Source organism: Streptomyces yerevanensis (assembly GCF_000716805.1).
Classification (GTDB): domain Bacteria; phylum Actinomycetota; class Actinomycetes; order Streptomycetales; family Streptomycetaceae; genus Streptomyces; species Streptomyces flaveus.
This window is the reverse complement of sequence record NZ_JNWJ01000045.1, coordinates 13,539-28,126: the sequence shown is the minus strand read 5'-3', so window position 1 is coordinate 28,126 and position 14,588 is coordinate 13,539. Positions and strand designations below refer to the sequence as shown.

Annotated in this window: 15 protein-coding genes and 1 pseudogene; 6 read left to right on the top strand and 10 right to left on the bottom strand. The window is 70.9% G+C overall.

Annotated elements, in window-relative coordinates; all coding sequences use genetic code 11:
- Positions 1–137: 137 nt before the first annotated feature.
- The 5 genes and pseudogenes from OP79_RS58310 to OP79_RS35085 form a co-directional block, all read right to left on the bottom strand.
- Positions 138–1,205 (bottom strand): annotated as a pseudogene (locus OP79_RS58310) (lysylphosphatidylglycerol synthase transmembrane domain-containing protein); the annotation flags it as partial.
- A complete protein-coding gene (locus OP79_RS35100; RefSeq protein ID WP_425428652.1) occupies positions 1,202–2,131 on the bottom strand; it encodes a class I SAM-dependent methyltransferase in 930 nt (309 codons plus the stop codon). The gene OP79_RS35100 and the pseudogene OP79_RS58310, both read right to left, overlap by 4 nt.
- Before the next feature lie 8 nt (positions 2,132–2,139).
- Positions 2,140–3,240: a glycosyltransferase family 4 protein gene (locus OP79_RS35095; protein WP_078492203.1), complete on the bottom strand. Its 1,101-nt coding sequence runs from the start codon at positions 3,238–3,240 to the stop codon at positions 2,140–2,142.
- Positions 3,241–3,263: 23 nt separating this feature from the next.
- Complete coding sequence (locus OP79_RS35090) at positions 3,264–3,662, bottom strand: 6-pyruvoyl trahydropterin synthase family protein (RefSeq protein ID WP_033325976.1); 399 nt, start codon at positions 3,660–3,662, stop codon at positions 3,264–3,266.
- A 198-nt stretch (positions 3,663–3,860) separates the two neighbouring features.
- On the bottom strand, positions 3,861–4,847 hold the full coding sequence (locus tag OP79_RS35085) for a zinc-dependent alcohol dehydrogenase (RefSeq protein WP_033326146.1): 987 nt from the start codon (positions 4,845–4,847) through the stop codon (positions 3,861–3,863).
- 179 nt (positions 4,848–5,026) lie between these two features.
- Between OP79_RS35085 and OP79_RS35080 the strand changes: the two genes are divergently transcribed.
- Positions 5,027–5,872, top strand: a complete 846-nt coding sequence (locus OP79_RS35080) for a CDP-alcohol phosphatidyltransferase family protein (RefSeq protein WP_078492194.1) — start codon at positions 5,027–5,029, stop codon at positions 5,870–5,872.
- Positions 5,873–6,119: 247 nt separating this feature from the next.
- Here OP79_RS35080 and OP79_RS35075 read toward each other — a convergent pair whose 3' ends face one another.
- The 3 genes from OP79_RS35075 to OP79_RS35065 all read right to left on the bottom strand — a co-directional run bounded on the left by OP79_RS35075 (position 6,120) and on the right by OP79_RS35065 (position 8,073).
- Positions 6,120–6,761 (bottom strand): hypothetical protein, encoded by a 642-nt coding sequence (locus OP79_RS35075; protein ID WP_033325974.1) that lies wholly within the window; start codon positions 6,759–6,761, stop codon positions 6,120–6,122.
- A 1-nt stretch (position 6,762) separates the two neighbouring features.
- Positions 6,763–7,296: an RNA polymerase sigma factor gene (locus tag OP79_RS35070; protein ID WP_033325972.1), complete on the bottom strand. Its 534-nt coding sequence runs from the start codon at positions 7,294–7,296 to the stop codon at positions 6,763–6,765.
- Between the two features lie 147 nt (positions 7,297–7,443).
- On the bottom strand, positions 7,444–8,073 hold the full coding sequence (locus OP79_RS35065; protein ID WP_211270920.1) for an ATP-binding protein: 630 nt from the start codon (positions 8,071–8,073) through the stop codon (positions 7,444–7,446).
- A gap of 282 nt (positions 8,074–8,355) precedes the next feature.
- On the opposite strand from OP79_RS35065, the gene OP79_RS35060 reads away from it, so the two are divergent.
- The 3 genes from OP79_RS35060 to OP79_RS35050 all read left to right on the top strand — a co-directional run bounded on the left by OP79_RS35060 (position 8,356) and on the right by OP79_RS35050 (position 9,851).
- Positions 8,356–8,796 carry a Scr1 family TA system antitoxin-like transcriptional regulator gene (locus OP79_RS35060; protein ID WP_342669570.1) on the top strand — a complete coding sequence of 147 codons (441 nt, stop codon included), beginning with the start codon at positions 8,356–8,358 and terminating at the stop codon, positions 8,794–8,796.
- A 105-nt stretch (positions 8,797–8,901) separates the two neighbouring features.
- Positions 8,902–9,108 (top strand): DUF397 domain-containing protein, encoded by a 207-nt coding sequence (locus OP79_RS35055; protein ID WP_033325971.1) that lies wholly within the window; start codon positions 8,902–8,904, stop codon positions 9,106–9,108.
- 227 nt (positions 9,109–9,335) lie between these two features.
- Positions 9,336–9,851, top strand: a complete 516-nt coding sequence (locus OP79_RS35050) for a GNAT family N-acetyltransferase (protein WP_033326139.1) — start codon at positions 9,336–9,338, stop codon at positions 9,849–9,851.
- Between the two features lie 161 nt (positions 9,852–10,012).
- Here the strand turns inward: OP79_RS35050 and OP79_RS35045 are convergent, their stop codons facing one another.
- Both OP79_RS35045 and OP79_RS35040 read right to left on the bottom strand, forming a co-directional pair.
- A complete protein-coding gene (locus OP79_RS35045; protein WP_033326137.1) occupies positions 10,013–10,885 on the bottom strand; it encodes a class I SAM-dependent methyltransferase in 873 nt (290 codons plus the stop codon).
- A gap of 128 nt (positions 10,886–11,013) precedes the next feature.
- The gene (locus OP79_RS35040) at positions 11,014–11,601 is read right to left on the bottom strand and encodes a helix-turn-helix domain-containing protein (RefSeq protein WP_211270919.1); all 588 of its coding nucleotides are present in this window, start codon (positions 11,599–11,601) and stop codon (positions 11,014–11,016) included.
- 97 nt (positions 11,602–11,698) lie between these two features.
- Between OP79_RS35040 and OP79_RS35035 the strand changes: the two genes are divergently transcribed.
- Positions 11,699–12,712: an NAD(P)/FAD-dependent oxidoreductase gene (locus OP79_RS35035; RefSeq protein WP_033325967.1), complete on the top strand. Its 1,014-nt coding sequence runs from the start codon at positions 11,699–11,701 to the stop codon at positions 12,710–12,712.
- 135 nt (positions 12,713–12,847) lie between these two features.
- On the top strand, positions 12,848–14,440 hold the full coding sequence (locus OP79_RS35030) for an MFS transporter (protein ID WP_033325965.1): 1,593 nt from the start codon (positions 12,848–12,850) through the stop codon (positions 14,438–14,440).
- Positions 14,441–14,588: the final 148 nt, after the last annotated feature.

The window sequence follows — 14,588 nt, the reverse complement described above, 5'->3', positions numbered from 1 at the left end:
CCCGCGTTCGCCGGTGGTGAGCGCGGGACGTGGCCGTTGTGGCGCTGCGGCGCGCTCTTCTCGTACGCGGGCCGGGGGCGCCGCCGCACGCCCATGGCCCACCGGGCGACGAGGACGCCGATGCCGGGCAGGCTGGCCACGAGGCTGAGCACTCCGTAGACGACGGCGACCGAGAAGCCGGTGCTCGCGCCGAGTCCGGCCGCGCCGAAGGCCCAGGCGGTGGCGCCCTCGCGGGGGCCCCAGCCGCCCACGTTCAGCGGCAGTCCCATGGCGAGCAGGGCGAGCACCGCCAGGGGCAGCAACACGACTGGGGACGCGTCGGATCCCGCGACCCTGGCGGCGAGTACGAACATCACGAGGTGGCCCGCCAGCACTACGGCCGACGAGACGACGACACCTGGCCAGGTGTGGCGGGCCACCAGTCCTTCACGCGCCTCGGCGAGCGCGTTGCGCAGGCGGGGCATGCGTCGCGACGAGGGCGACGAGCCCTTCAGCCGTACCGCGACCACGGCCGCGATCATCGCGGCGAGCGCCAGCGCGATGGCGGATGCCTCGACGAGGTGCTGGGTCTGTGTCTGGACCGGCGAGGGCAGCGTCAGCAGGAGGACCCCGCCGACGGCCATGAGCGCCACCTGGCCCGCCACGCGTTCGAGGACCACGGCGCGTACGCCCCTGCCGAGGTCACCGGCGCTCTGCCCGTGCCGTACGGCGCGGTGCACATCGCCGAGTACGCCGCCGGGCAGCGCCGCGTTCAGGAACAGGGAGCGGTAGTAGTCCGCGACGGCAGGCCCCAGCGGCAGCCGGATCTTCAGGCCCCGGGCCACCAGGCACCAGCGCCAGGCGCTGAACACCGTGGTGACCACGCCGATCCCGAGGGCCGCCAGCACGGTGGGGCCGTCGACCCGGCGCAGTCCGTCCACGAAGACGCCGGTGCCCATCCGCCAGACGAGTACGCCGAGAATGGCGACGCCCGCGAAAGTGCCGAAGTGGGTGCGCAGGGCGCGGGAGTCGATACGGGACCAGAGCGTACGAAGGGTGCGGCGCGCGTCCGGGACCGGCTTCGGTGTCCGGGCCGCCCGTGCGCCTCGTATCACCTGCTCTTCACTGCTCGCCCGCTCTTCACTGCCGTCCAGGACGGGCCTTGGTGCCGGCTCGGCCCGGACGGCGCGTGGCTGCGCGTCGGCTGCCACCGCCTGCGCACTCATGCCGCTCCTCCCGTCGGACGGGCGAGGGCGAGGAGATCGCTGTGGTGCACCACGACCTTCAGCTCCCCCGCCTCGCACGCCGCGAGACGCCCTCGCAGATAGGCGCCCGCGCGCGGGGCGAGTTCGGGGCGCTCCTCGACGGCCGCGCCGACCCAGCCGCGCAGCCACTCGGCCATCAGCGCGGACTCGTCGGGGCCGAGCCGCCAGGCGCTGGGGTGCACCCGTACCGTCGCGCCGTGCCGGGCGAAGGCGTCGCAGGCCGTGGTGACCGCGTCGGGGCCGAGCAGGTCGTCACGGCGCTGGTGGGCGTTGAACGCCTCGGCGATCTCGGCGTCCAGCGGGTCGGCGGGCGTGAGTTCGACGCGCCCCACCACCGACAGCGTCAGCAGGGCGGGGCAGCCGGCTCCGGCGCAGGCCTTGGCGAGCGCCTCGATCTGGTCGGCGGTGAGTACGTCGAGCAGGGCGGAGGCGGTCACCAGCGAGGCGCCCTTCAGCGCGTCCGCGGTCAGCCGGGAGACGTCGCCGCGCTGTGTCTCGACGGTGACCCGGCTGCCGTCGGCGGCCGTGCGGGGTGAGCCGACGGCGGCGAAGTGCAGCAAATAGGGGTCGCGGTCGTTCAGGACCCAGTGCTGGGGTCCGTCGAGTCGCGGAGCGAGCCAGCGGCCCATGGAGCCGGTGCCGCAGCCGAGGTCGTGGATCACCAGGCCGTGGTGCCGCCGCGGCAGGTTCGCGAGCCGGATCCGCAAGGGATCGAGGAGATCGACCGACCGCGCGGCGGCGTCGGCGCTCTCGCGCAGCTCCAGCCACTCGGGGGCGTACCGCGTCACGTCGTCGGCCTCCGTGTCGGCGGCGCCGCGCCTGCGGTCACCCAGCCGAATCGTTCCCACCTCCGCGACCCTCGGCGTCGCCTGCTCGGGTGGTGTCATGCTCGTACTCACGCTGCCCCCTTCCTTGCGTCCCGCCCAAGTCGCCCCAGCACACCGGCCAGGCTCCGGGCCGTCGCGGCCCAGCCGTCCAGCGCGGCCCTGCGTCCGCGCGCGGCGGCCCTCAGACGGCGTCGTACATCGGTGTCGAGGAACCAGCCGCGCAGTTCCGCCGCGAGCGCCGCCGAGTTGTCCGGCGGTACGAGGATGCCGGGCATCCCGCCGTCGGGTGCGCGGCCCACCGCCTCGGGGAGCCCGCCGACGTCCGTGGCCAGGACGGGGATGCCCCGCGCCAGCGCTTCGGTGACGGCCATGCCGTACGTCTCGGCGTACGAGGTGAGCACCAGGAGGTCGGCGGAGGCGTAGCTCGCGTCGAGTTCGGCTCCGGCCTGCGGGCCGACGAGTTGCAGCCGGTCGCCGAGGCCGTGGCGGTCGATGAGCTCCCGGATTTCGGCGACGTACTCGGGGTCCTGGCCCAGACCGCCGACGCAGACGCAGCTCCAGTTCAGGTCGGTGAGGGTGGCGAGGGCCTCGACGAGGCGGTGCTGCGCCTTGCGCGGGGTGACCGAGGCGACGCACAGCAGCCGCGAGACGCCGTCGGTGCCGGCGGCCAGGGGCGCGATGTCGGCGCCGGGCGCGGCGACATGCACCCGGTCGGGGGCCAGCCCGTGGTGGGCGACCAGCCTGCGGGCCGCCCACTCGCTGGTGGCCACGATCGCGGGCACGGAACGCAGCGTGCGGCGCTCGCGGGCGTCCAGTTCCGCCGCGAGGCCGGGGTCGATACCCGTCTCGTCGCCGAGCGGCAGGTGGACGAGGACGACCAGGCGCAGCCGCTCGGTCTCCGCGGCGATGATCTCGGGGGCGGCGCAGGCGACGAGTCCGTCGAGGAGTACGCGGCTGCCGTCCGCGATCTCGCTGAGGGTGCGGGCCAGTTCGGCGCGGGCGGCGGCTGAGGGCTGGGGCCAGCTGCCGTCGATCGCGTGCTTGTGGACCTGCCAGCCGAAGGCGGGGAGGTCGAGGCACACCCGGGCGTCGTAGGTGTTGCCGCCGCTGGGCTTGGTCGGGTCGTCCACTGTGCCGGGCATCACAAAGTGCATGGCGCTAAGAGACATGGGGATGATGTCCGCGTACTTGTTCACAGTCCACGCTCGTAACTCGCCCAGGCGATGTGCGACTCGTGCAGGGTGACCGCGATGCCGGACAGTCCGCGGGCGCCTTCGCCCAGCGCTCCCTTGTGCACCCGCTCCGCGAGGCGGTCGGCGATGACCTTGGCCAGGAACTCCGTGGAGGTGTTGGTGTCGGCGAAGTCGGGCTCGTTGTCGAGGTTGCGGTAGTTCAACTCGCTTACTACTCCACCCAGTTCCTGAGTGGCCAGTCCGATGTCGACGACGATGTTGTCGTCGTCCAGCTCGGCGCGGCGGAAGGTGGCGTCCACGAGGAACGTCGCCCCGTGCAGGCGCTGCGCGGGTCCGAAGACCTCCCCGCGGAAGCTGTGGGCGATCATGAGGTGATCGCGGACGGTGATGCTGAACAACGGACGACCCTCCAGGTGCGGCACGTCTGATCCCTCTGCCGGGCGTGCCGTGTAGTACGGCAGGTCCGTTCTCCGTGTTCAGGCGGTACGGGAGGAAGTTTCGACGGGTTTTCGTTTGAGACGCGTGGCTCGGACACGTTGTTCGGCGAACCGGTCACCGGACGTAGTCCCGAACCGATCCGAGGTGGTCAGGCCCCTTCAGTGTCCTTCAGTGTCGTACTGAACCAGGTGGCACAGCGCCTGCGTCTCGCCCGCGGCGAGCGCGGCCATCGCCTCCGGCAGTTCCTCGAAGGCGCACGCGCCGGTGATCAGCGCGTCCAGGGCGGGGTCGGCGAGCAGTTCGAGCGAGAGGGCGAGCCGGTCGGCGTACGTACGGCGCCCGCTTCTGGCCGGGGACACGGTGCCCACCTGGCTGCTGCGGACGACAAGGCGGCGGGAGTGGAAGGCCTCGCCCAGCGGCAGGCTGACCCGCCGGTCGCCGTACCAGCTCAGCTCGAGGACGGTGCCCTCCGGGGCGAGGAGTTCGAGGGAGCGGGTGAGTCCCGCCTCGGTGGCGCTGGCGTGCACGACCAGGTCGCAGTCGCCGGCGGCGTCCGCCGGGAGCGCGAAGTCGACGCCGAGCGCCCGGGCGAGTTCGGCGCGTGCCGGGTTGGCGTCCACGAGCTGGACGCGGACGGCGGGGTACCGGGCGAGGAGGGCGGCGACACTGGCGCCGATCATTCCGGCGCCGACCACCGCGATCCGGTCACCGATCAGCGGTGCGGCGTCCCACAGGGCGTTGACCGCGGTCTCCACGGTGCCGGCGAGGACGGCACGCGAGGCGGGCACGGACTCGGGCACGGGTGTCACGGCGCTGGCCGGAACGACGTACCGAGTCTGATGCGGATAGAGGCAGAAGACGGTCCGCCCGACGAGCGACGCCGGCCCCTCCTCCACCAGGCCCACATTGAGATACCCGTATTTCACCGGCCCCGGGAAATCGCCCTCCTGGAACGGCGCCCGCATCGCGCCGTACTGGCTCTCCGGCACGCCACCGCGGAAGACGAGGGTCTCGGTTCCGCGGCTCACTCCGGAGAAGAGCGTGCGCACCAGAACCTCGCCCTCGACGGGGCTCGGCAGATCGGCGTCCCGTATCTCGCCGTGCCCCGGAGACTCCAGCCAGAAAGCGCGTGCAACGCGGTTCATCGGCATCTCATCCTCCTGAAAATTCGTGCTGCAAAGTCACGCAAAAAGTCGTGCCCAAGCTGTGAACCTGCTGAGTCCGGCTGAACGCTCCGGCGACGGTGCACGTACCGACCGTTGCGAAGCCGCGGAACAACGTAAGCGGCAGTGATCGACTTTGTCATCTGGCCGGAGGATGTGCGGTGGCCCTGAACAACACGTACGACGCGAGGCTTTTGCAGGTGCAGCAGGAGACGGCCGTGGGAGCGGGCGCGATGCTCCTCCTGCTGACCGTCCTCGGCACGGCGATCGGCATGGGGCCGGTGGGCTGGCTGACGGGCCTGGCATTCGCGTTCGCCACCTGGGCCGTGCTCGCCCGCGCCTTGCACCGCACCCGGCCCCGCTCCTTCGGCCCCGCCAACCGCGTCACCCTCGGCCGCGCCACGCTCGTCGCCGGCGTCACGGCCCTGGTCGCGGACTCCTTCCAGAGCCCGCCGCCGGTCACCCTCCTGGTCGCCCTGACCACGGTCGCCCTGATCCTCGACGCGGTCGACGGCAAGGTCGCCCGCCGCACCGGTTCCTCGACCGCCCTGGGCGCCCGCTTCGACATGGAGGTCGACGCCTTCCTGATCCTGGTCCTGAGTGTGTACGTCTCCACGCAGCTGGGCCCCTGGGTCCTGCTGATCGGCGGAATGCGGTACGCCTTCGTGGCGGCGGCCCGCTTCATGCCCTGGCTGAACGCCGCCCTGCCCCCCAGCACGGGCCGCAAGACGGTGGCGGCGCTCCAGGGGGTCGCGCTGCTGGTGGCGGGGGCGGGGATCCTGCCGTACGTCCTGACATTCGCGACGGTCGTCCTGGCACTGGGCTCGCTGACCTGGTCGTTCGGCCGCGACATCGGCTGGCTGTGGAGGAACCGGGAGGGCCACGTGACGCTCCGCGAGTCCGCCGAGCCTGCCGCCGCTGAGGCCTACTCCTCCGTGGCTTCCGTGCCCTCCTCGCTTCCTGCACTCGCAGCGTCGGGCAGGGCGACCAGTTCGTCGAGGGTGTAGCGGATCACGGCAGGATCCGTAGCCTCCGGTAGGACCATGTAACTGCATAGAGAAAACCGCGCGTGACTTCAATCAGAACGCCTCACGGTTCCTCGCCGCTCTTTACCGACCGCCGGATCAACCAGGTTGTCCCTGGCTTGCTGGAACGCATCGCGTATGTGTCAGCGATCCGGACCTCAGGCCGCCGCCTATCCACGCAGGATCGGCGGCGGCCTGAGGCGCTGCTGGACCACACCACCACGAACGGTCAGTTGTCCGCCCGTCCGCCGCTGTCGTCGTCTCTGTTGCGCCAGAAGGCGGGGCACTCCGTCTTGGCTGCCGCTGCCAGGTTTTGATCGATCCGGTTGCGCTCGAACTTCAGGGTTCGTGACGTCCCCGCCCCGTCGACGCGAAAGGTGTCGGCCGGTTCGTCGGGACGGTCCTTGACGGCCACCAGCATGTGCTCGCCCTTCGCGTAAGAGGGCTCGCCCTTCCACTTGTCGCTCATGGTGATGAACTGGATCTGCCGCTCAGTGCCCTGGCTCGGCTTGATCCATTCCGTAACGGTGAGGGTCACCTTGACCGCATCGTCCTGTCCGGGGTGGTCGCGTACCGCCACCACGTCCCCTTCGACGATCATCGGCGAGCAGGCAATCCACTCCATGTGGCTCAGCGCCTGCCCCTGGTCCTGCTGGGCTCCGCCTGAATCACCGTCCGCAAGCCCATAAGCCAGGAGAACGAGAGCCAGGGACGCCGCGGCGACCAGGGCACCGACGACGGTGCCAGGACGCTTCGGCCAGGCGGGGCGCGCACGGAGCGGGGTGGCGGGTTCTTCACCGCCGATCGCTTCGCCGATCAGGCCGAGAGCCAGGCGCAACTGGTGCTCCTCCGGGCCGGTCAACTGAGTCATGTCAGATCACCTCCACTTGGCGCAGCCGCGCCCGCATCGCCGCATGGGCCGTGTGCAGGCGGCTTTTGATCGTTCCTTCGGGGACGCGCAGGAGCAGCGCTATCTCGCGGATGGGCAGGTCCGCGTAGTAGCGCAGCACCAGTACCTGCCGCTGCGCCGCGGGCATCGAATCAAGCTCCTCCGCCACCGCCAGGGCAAGGACCCGGTGTTCCTCCGAGTGCTCCGCCGGCGGCTGGGACCACCGCTCAGCCAGGCGCTGACGCAGTCCGGCGTCTCTGCTCTGTGACCGGTGCCAGTCACTCGCCACACGGGAGGCAACAACGGTGAGCCAGGCCAAACGATTGCGCACCTCCGGCCGCGCCGGCTTGGCCTGCTCCTCAAGCAACTTGAGCCTGACCTGCTGCACACCGTCGTCCAGCGCGTCCCAGGGCACGCCACCCAAGGCCAGAACCGCTCGCACCCGCCTGACCTCTGTCGCATCGGCCAAGCCTGGAGGATCGTCCTTCTCATGGGCCCGTCGTGCGCTGCGCGCCATGGCCAGTCCTTCCTCGTTTCCTTAATGACGGAGCAGTGCGGGGAAACGTTCGGGAGAGCCGGGAATCATCCGCGCCGAGTGCTCCACCGTCACCACTGCGACAGCCGCTGGAGCCGCGCCGGTGCGGGTGCCGCCGCATTCTCGGTGTCAGACCAGGCTCACCGGGCGGGCGGCAAAGACCTGGAAGCGGCTCCGCCGTCCTGTTCGGCTGAGCGGTGTGGTCAGTCGCACGCGCCTGCCGCGGACTCCTGCGCGAACGGCCTGAACTCTTCCGGTTTGGCCGCCTTGAGTGCTGTGGCGAGGCTGGCCGTGCTCTTGCCGGCTATGGGACACCTCGGCCCAGACGGTTTTGGTGTACGCGTCGTGGACAGTGCAGCCCCAGCGGTCCGCGTACGCCTGGACGAGGAGCAGACCGCGGCCCGACGTCGCGTCGGCAGGCGGGGCGAGGGAGGCGGGATCGGGGGGCAACCGCTCGGGGCGGGTGTCCGTCACCTCGATCCGTACGGCGGTGGGCCGGGGCAGGTGGAGCAGCGCCAGCCGGAAGTCGTGGCCGGGAACGTTGCCGTGCGTGATGGCGTTGGACGCCAGCTCGGCCGTGACGAGGGCGACGGTGCGGGCGGGATCGGAGTCGTGCGGGAGGCCGGTCCACTCGGTGAACTGCTGGACGGCGAGTTGGCGTGCGAGCCGGGCGCCCCGCCTGGTGCTGCTGAGGTGGAGGGTCAACTGGTGGGCGGGGGTACGGGGTTCACCGGTGTCGGTGGTCTGTTGCTGTGTCACGGTGTCAGCGTGGGTGGGCGGGGCGCCGGTGACCAGGTGCAACGGCCGTACGTCGGCCTCGTCGTACGGAGTACGCGGTCGTTGCTCGCCTTGGTTGTACGGGTCCTGTACGGGCGTTGTACGGGTCCGAAGCCGTATCCCGGCGATCGCGGCCCGCGTTGAACACGGCCCCGGCGCAGCGGGGTTGACGAGCGCTGTGGGTAGTGGCGAAGGCAGGTGCGCTCCGGGACGGAAGGGCGTGAGGACGTGGGTGCGGTGCGGGAGACGCGGAACAGTCTCGCGGTGAAGACGAAGGAAGAGAGCGACCTGCCGGGTGCGTGGTCGGCGTACGGCAGACTGCTCCAATATCTGCGTATGCGGGCCGGGTTGAGCCAGCAGGAGCTCGGTGAGGCGATCGGTTACTCACTGGAGCAGGTCGCCTCGGTCGAGCAGGGGCGGCGGCCGGCGAAGGCCGCGTTCACCACGGCGGCGGACCGGGTGCTGGATGCGCGCGGGGTCCTGGAGGTCCTCCAGGACAAGGTGGATCGAGCCAAGCTCCCTCGGTTCTTCCGCAACTTCGCGCTCATCGAGGCGGAGGTCTTGAGCCGCTTCTCGTACGATCCGCTGCTGGTGCCGGGGCTGTTGCAGACGGAGGCGTACGCGCGGGCGCGTGATGCTGGAGACGAAGGAGCATCGGCACCTCGGATACATCGAGTCCCAGGAGGTCGGGTGCGTCGTCCGTGATCCAGCAGAGGTCAGCGTCTTCGGGTTGCGCTATGGCAAGCTGCGATCGCAGGCTCTGAACGGCGTCGAGTCTGCGCGGCTCATCGGACGGCTGGCGGGAGAGACATGAGCGTGGGGCAGGTAACCGAGAGCGTGGATGAGCTGCGCTGGTTCAAGAGCAGCTACAGCGGATCGGGCGGCGGCGACTGCGTGGAGGTGGCTTCCGGCCTGGACGCCGTGTACGTACGGGACTCGAAGATTGCGGGTGGCGGGCCGGTGCTGCGGGTCGGCCGGGGCAAGTGGGATGCGTTCATAACCCTCGCGGTCGGGTAGTCCCGCCCAGGGCCTCCGAGCGGAACAACGGGATGCTTCACGTCGAACATGAGGACCTCGTCACGGGTGTCGTCACACGCCAGGCGGAGGGCTCCGGGCCAGCGACCAATCTCACGCCACCGGAGCGGCGCACCCGACCGCGTCGTCTTCACCGGCTACTGGTGCGGGCGGCCGGGCGTACCCAGAAATCCTTTGTGGCGCCGCAGCTCGGGGCCCAGACTGTGCCGGTGCTGATCCGACGCGAAACGCCTGCCGATGTCCCCTCCGTAAGCACCGTCACCGCGGCGGCCTTCGCCAAGCCGGAGACTACGGTTCCGGTGGAGGTAACCCTCCTCGACGAGCTGCGCACCTGCGACGGCTGGCTGCCGGAACTGTCGCTCGTGGCACTCAGCGACAAGGACGAGGTAGTAGGCCACGTGGTCTGCACCCGGGGCCATGTCGGCACTGCCCCCGCCCTGGGTCTCGGCCCGCTCAGCGTGCACCCCGACCACCAGCGCCGCGGCGTCGGCCTCGCCCTTGTCCACACCGTGCTCGGCGCAGCGGATGCCCTGGGCGAGCCCCTCGTCGCCCTCCTCGGCAGCCCCGCGTACTACGGCCGCTACGGTTTCCGCACCAGCACGGCCTACGGCATCACCGCACCGGACCCCGCGTGGGGCGAGTACTTCCAGGTCCGCACCCTGACCGCCCACGACCCCACGCTGCGGGGCGTCTTCAAGTACACGGAGCCGTTCGAGCGGGTCTGACGTTTTTGCCGGTCTTGATGGTGAGCTTCTCTCTGGGGCGGTACGCCCGACCCGGCGTCTACGCAGTCGCCCGACGCGTTGCTGAGCGCGACCCCGCCGGACGTGACACCCCCTTATTTGCGACTGGTGACAGCGTTCTTAACCGGCACTCGTGTTCGGGGTCAGGTGCGGCGGGCGGCCCAGACGGTGCGCTCGGTGCGTACCGTCAGGTCGTCGCGGCGCAGGATGCTGTGCGGGCTGCTGGTGTCGAGGAGCTGGTCGAGCGCGGTGAGGTCCTCGGGGGAGAGCCTTTCGGCGATGACGCTGCGGATGCGCTGCAGGATGCCGAGGGCGTAGAGGCCGATCGCTCCGCTGCGGGAGCCTTCGATGTTCACGGCGATGGTGCGTTCGTCCTCGACTGTGAAGCCGACGGCGGTCAGCATCGGGCCCCAGGCGGCGCCGCGGTGGGGCATGTGTTCGGCTTGGAGGCGGTCGGCCGCGGCGTGGACGCGCTCTTCCAGGCCGGGCCGGTCCTTGGGGGCGCTTTCGGGCAGGAAGCGGGGGTGGCCGGCCAGTTCGACGACGGCGAACAGGCCGCCGGGCGCGAGCGCGTCGTGGACGGTGCGCAGTGCGCGGTCGGGGTGGGCCATGTGGTGCATCGAGGCCGACGCCCAGACCAGGTCCGGTGAGCCGAGGTCGGGCCAGGCGGCTTCATCGAGGTCGGCCTGCACGGTGCGTACGCGCTTCTGGACGCCGCGGGCGCACGCCTTGGTGCGCAGGCGCTGAAGGTGTTCGGCGGAGGCGTCGACGGCGGTGACGTGCGCGTCGGGGAAGCGGTCCAGGAGGGCGAAGGTGCCCGCGCCCGTGCCGCAGCCCAGGTCCACGATGTGGTGTGGGCCGGTGTGCAGTGGCAGCCATGCGGTGATGGAGGCGGTGTGCTCGGCGAGGACCTCGGCGTCCAGGTCGAGGATCTCCGCCTGGCCGGCGGTTCCGTGCTTGTGGTGGTGACCGTGCGAAGCGCCGTGGTGGGGGGTGTGCGTGTGTGCGTGGTTCATGCTCTTCACGCTAAGACGGTTATGCGCCTGCGGCACGAAATCTTCCCGTTTACGCAATACGATGGTCGGGGGTGCTGCCCGACGCGCAAGAGGTCACCGCTGCGGAGGCCGTCGCGCGGCCCGTGCCGTCATTCGGGAGCGCCCTGAGCGTCGCCGCCGTCGCGCTGGTGGCCGCGGCGGGCGTCGCGGTCGAAGATGCCCAGGATCTCGCAGGGCCCGCCCTCGGCGCCGATGGCGTGCGGCATCATCGTGGGGAACTCGGCGGCCTGGTTGGTCTCGAGGCGGAAGCGGCGGTGGCCGAGCATGAGGATCGCGGTGCCGGACAGGACGACGAGCCATTCGTGCCCCGGGTGGGCACGCATGCGCGCCGGGTTCTCGGGTGGTGGTTCGGTCATGCGCTGGCGCACCACGCTCATCCCGGGGTCGGCCTTGACGGTCCAGCGCATCTGGCCGTGGGTGCTGTCGATCGTCGGGCTGGTGACTACGTCGTCGGTGGCGGTCTCCACGAGCTGATCCAGCGTGGTGTCCAGGGCGCGGGCGAGAGTGACCAGCTGATCCAGTGCGAGGCGGCGCTGGCCGTTCTCGATGCGGCTCAGTGAGGACTGGCTGAGGTGGGCGCGGGTGGCCAGTTCCTCCAGCGACCAGCCCTGCGCCACCCGCAGAGCGCGGATGCGTTTGCGTACGAGGCTGTCCAGCTCTCCACCTTCTTGCGTCATGAGCAACATTGTATGCCGTTGATGCAATACGGGGTTAGCGTCGTGTGCAGGTGGTCCGCAACGTCTGGGACCACGCACGAGGAAAGGGTGGGAGGACATGGCTGTGACGACTTCTCCGTACGCGAGCGACGCACTGCCCGGGGGAACCGTCGACGCGGTGGTGATCGGCGGGGGCGCCGCGGGGCTGAACGGTGCGCTGATGCTCGCCCGCTCCCGCCGCTCGGTCGTCGTGATCGACAGCGGCTCCCCGCGCAACGCGCCGGCCGAGGCCATGCACGGCTTCATCCTCCTGGACGGCACCCCGCCCCTTGAGATCCTTCGGCGGGGCCGGGAGCAGGTGCGCCAGTACAGCGGGCGCATCGTCTTCGGCGAGGTCGCCTCGGCCGAGCCCGCCGCCCCGTCTGCTGACGGGGACCTGCGTTTCACCATCACCCTGGCCGACGGCCGGAGCGTGACCGCGCGCCGGGTCCTGGTGGCCACCGGCCTGCGGGACGTGCTGCCCGAGGTTCCCGGGCTCGCCGGGCACTGGGGACACGGGGTGGTGCACTGCCCGTACTGCCACGGCTGGGAGGTGCGCGATCAGCCCATCGGCATCCTCGCCACCGGCCCGGCCTCCATCGGCCACGCACTCCTGTTCCGGCAGCTGACCGAGGACTTGACCTACTTCGCCCACGGCACTCACCTGGATGAGGACACCCGCGCCCGCTTCGCCGCCCGCAGCATCCGCATCGTCGACACCCCGGTGCAGGAGGTCGTCAACAACGAGGACGGCACCCTCGCCGGGGTGCGCCTGACCGACGGCCAGGTCGTGGCCCGCCGTGTCCTCGCGGTCGCCACGCAGATGCAGGCCCGCATCGAGGGCCTGGACGGTCTGAAGCTGCCGATGGAGGACCTGCCCGACAACATGGGCCGCCGCTTCGCCTCCGGCATGGCCGGCACCACCGAGGTGCCGGGCGTGTGGGTGGCCGGCAACGCCACCGACCTCACCGCCCAGGTCGGCGCCTCCGCAGCGGCCGGCGCCCTGGCCGGCTCCCACATCAACGCTGTGCTGGCCACCGCGGACACCGACGCGGCCCTCGCCGCAGCCCAGGGCGAGACCCCCGCCGCCTGACGTCCCGGCACGGCACCGGCTCACCGCTCGACCGCACCCGGCGATGCGCGCGGCGCCCGGGCCCCGCCCACCCCTTCACTCGGCGACCGGCGCTGCTCCGGCGCTGACTCGACATGCCCATTTTGAGAGGAATCCATGAGTACGAACCAGCCCGTACCGGCCGTGCAAGCCAGCGGCGGAGGTGCCCCCGACGCGCGTCAACTGCGCACGATCCTGATCGCCGTCTCCATCGCCCTGATGGCGGTCATCGCCTCGGTGACCGGGCTGAACGTCGCGCAGACCCACATGGCCGTGGAATTCGGCGCCTCCCAGAGCACGGTCCTGTGGATCATCAACATCTACACCCTTGCCCTGGCCGCGCTGCTGCTGCCGCTCGGCGCCGTCGGCGACCGCCTGGGCCGCAAGCCCATGCTCATCGCCGGACTGGGTGTCTTCGGCATCGCCACCGTTGTCGCGGGCCTGGCCCCGACGGCGGAAGTGATGCTCGCCTCGCGCGTGGCCAGCGGCATCGGCGCCGCGATGATCATGCCGATCACGCTTGCCGTCATCACCTCCACCTTCCCCGAAGAGCAGCGCGGCAAGGCGATCGGCGTGTGGACCGGTGTCGCCGGAGGTGGCGGCATCCTGGGCATGTTCCTCTCCGCGCTCCTCGTCGACGTCGCCGACTGGCGCTGGCTGTTCGTCCTGCCGGTGGTCCTGGTCCTCGTGGCCCTGGCCATGACGGTGACGTCGGTTCCGAACTCCCGCGAGACCTCGGCCCACCGATTCGACACTGTCGGCGCGCTGGTCTCCACCGTCGCCGTGGTCGGCCTCATCTTCGTCCTGCAGGAAGGCCCCGAACGCGGCTGGACCGCCCCCGAGACGCTGATCAGCCTCGCCGTCGGCCTCATCGCCACTGTCGGTTTCGTAGCTTGGGAGCTGCACCGCCGCGACGCCTCGCTGCTGGACGTGCGGCTGTTCCGGGAGCGCGGTCTGGCCGGCGGCTCGATCACGCTGCTGGTGGTCTTCGGTGTCCAGGCGGGCATCGGCGTGGTCCTCTTCCCGTTCTTCCAGGCCGTACTCGGCTGGTCGGGCCTACTGTCCACGGTGTCGATGATGCCCATGGCCGTCATGATGATGATGGCCTCCGGCCTGGCCCCCAGGCTTGCCGCCCGCATCGGCGCTCGCTCGACCATGGTGGTGGGCATTGCGATGGCCAGCGTCGGCATGGCGCTCATGGCCCTGTTCGTCTCCGTCGGCGGCGGCTACCTGTCCATCCTGCCCGGCCTGCTCGCCATGGGCGTCGGCATGGGCCTGTCGATGACCCCGTCCACGGAGGCCATCACCGCCTCCCTGCCGCGCGAGAAACAGGGCGTCGCCTCCGCCCTCAACGACGTCACCCGCGAGTTCGGTACCGCACTCGGCGTCGCCCTGCTCGGCGCGCTCGTGTCCGCCGGCTACCGCAGCGCCATCGACGACAGGCTGCACGGCATCCCCCAAGGCGCCGCGGACACCGCCCGCGAGGGCGTCGCCAATGCGGTTGAGGTGGCGGGCAGTACCGGCCCGCACGCACAGGACCTGCTCCACGCAGCCCAGCAGTCCTTCGTCGACGGCTGGCAGCAGTCCATGTGGGTAGGCGCCGCCGTCATGGGCGTCCTATTCGTCTACATCGCCTTCCGCGGCCCCAAGAACACGCCCTCCGCGGTCGCGGACGAGACAGACCCCGCTGAGGCCGTCGCCGCCGGCTGACCGCACAAGAGCCGGGTGCTCAGCAAGCAGACCGCTCCGCGTACACCGCGTTCGCCAGCCGCACGATCAGCCGACCGGGTCACGGCCCGGCTGATCGTGCGCCGGGTTCGTGACCTGGTCTCTCACATGGGGGTAATGCCTGGTCTGG